Origin of the sequence: Dietzia cercidiphylli (assembly GCF_014145145.1) — a bacterium.
GTDB classification, from domain to species: domain Bacteria; phylum Actinomycetota; class Actinomycetes; order Mycobacteriales; family Mycobacteriaceae; genus Dietzia; species Dietzia natronolimnaea.
In genome coordinates this window covers 1-1,682 of sequence record NZ_JAALEA010000493.1, presented here as the reverse complement: position 1 = coordinate 1,682, position 1,682 = coordinate 1, and the positions used below count along the sequence as shown (strand labels likewise).

Below are 1,682 nucleotides of genomic sequence, written 5' to 3'. Positions count from 1 at the left end.
CACCACCGGTCCGGTGCCCCGGCTCGCGGGCTTCCACTGGACCAAGACGGTGAGTGAGCCCGGTTCCCCCGTGGAGGGCGAGGTCTACGTCGTGGCGGTCGACCCGTCCGACCAGGGGCGCGGGCTCGGAGGGCTGCTCACCTCGCTGGGGGTAGCTCACCTGGAGGGTCCGGTGGGCGCGGAGTCGGTCGTCCTCTACGTGGAGGGTGACAACGCGGCGGCCATCCGGACCTACGAGAAGCTCGGATTCACCGTCGAGCACCGAGATGTGACCTACGCCTCGGCGTGAGACCCCCGTCCGGGACCTCGGAGGTCGGCGATCACCCCAGGTGGGGGCGCCGTACGAATCCCCCGAGAGGTCATAACCGTGACGCATCCACTGAGTTCATCTCTCGTTCATCTCGACCGGCGAGACCGTTCATATCGGACCCTTAGGTTCTGTGCTCGTCGGGTCTCGGTATCGGCCCGGCTTTGTGTTGCAGTCGCCACAGACGTGTTCGGGGGGCTATCCGCCGGACGAACCAAGGAGATTCAGTGAACCTCAAGCGCACCGGTGCTCTTCTCGGCCTCACCGCCCTCACGGCGGTCGGGCTCGCCGCCTGCTCGGATGACAACACCGGAAGCGGTGACACCGCGGCGCAGAGTGTCTCCGACGCGGAATGCGCGGGCAAGGAGACCCTGACCGCGTCGGGCTCCTCCGCCCAGAACAACGCCATGACGATCTTCGCCAACTCCTACGCCATGAGCTGCGAGGGTCAGACGCTGAACTACAACTCCAACGGCTCCGGCGCCGGCGTGAGCGAGTTCACCGGCGGGATCACGGACTTCGGTGGATCCGATTCCCCGCTCAAGGATGCCGACTACGCGGCGGCCGAGGAGCGGTGCGACTCCGAGGCGTGGCACATCCCCGCCGTCTTCGGCCCGATCGCCGTGGCCTACAACCTCGACGGCGTCGAGCTGAAGCTCTCCGGCCCCACCCTCGCCAAGATCTTCAACGGTGAGATCACCACGTGGAACGACCCGGCGATCGCCGAGGAGAACGAGGGCACGGACCTCCCGGACGAGCCCATCACCGTGATCTTCCGGTCGGACGAGTCCGGCACGACCGACAACTTCCAGAAGTACCTGGAGGCGGCGTCGGAGGGTGCGTGGACGCAGGGCGCCGGCAAGACCTTCACCGGTGGTGTCGGCGAGGGCGCCCGCGGCAACGAGGGTGTCTCGGGTGCCATCGGGCAGACCCCGGGGACCATCACGTACACCGAGTGGTCGTACGCGAAGAACCAGGACCTCTCGATGGTCAAGGTCATCACCCCGGCGGACCCGGAGGGCGTCGAGCTCAACGCCGAGACCTCGGGTGTGACCATCGACTCGGCGCGGCTCCAGAACGAGGGCACCAACGACCTCGTCATCGACACCTCGTCGTTCTACGTCCCCGAGGCCGCCGACGCCTACCCCATCATCCTCCCCACCTACGAGATCGTCTGCTCCTCGTACGCGGATCCGGAGACCGCCGCGGCCGTCCGGTCGTTCCTCAACATCGCGGTGGCCGAGGACGTCCAGGCACAGCTCGAGGACGAGGGCTACATCCCCGTGCCCGACGCCTTCCGCGAGCAGCTCCTGACCGCCATCTCCGAGATCTCCTGATGCACCGGGTCACCGGCCCGCCGCTGATCGCGGCGAGC

General features: G+C 67.5%; 2 protein-coding genes. Both read left to right on the top strand.

The window, feature by feature from the left end; translation table 11 throughout:
• Positions 1 to 289, top strand: a 289-nt coding sequence (locus tag G6028_RS16175; RefSeq protein WP_182659484.1) for a GNAT family N-acetyltransferase, incomplete at its 5' end; no start/stop codon positions are given.
• Between the two features lie 245 nt (positions 290 to 534).
• Positions 535 to 1,644: a phosphate ABC transporter substrate-binding protein PstS gene (gene pstS, locus G6028_RS16170; protein WP_182659483.1), complete on the top strand. Its 1,110-nt coding sequence runs from the start codon at positions 535 to 537 to the stop codon at positions 1,642 to 1,644.
• Positions 1,645 to 1,682 lie beyond the last annotated feature (38 nt).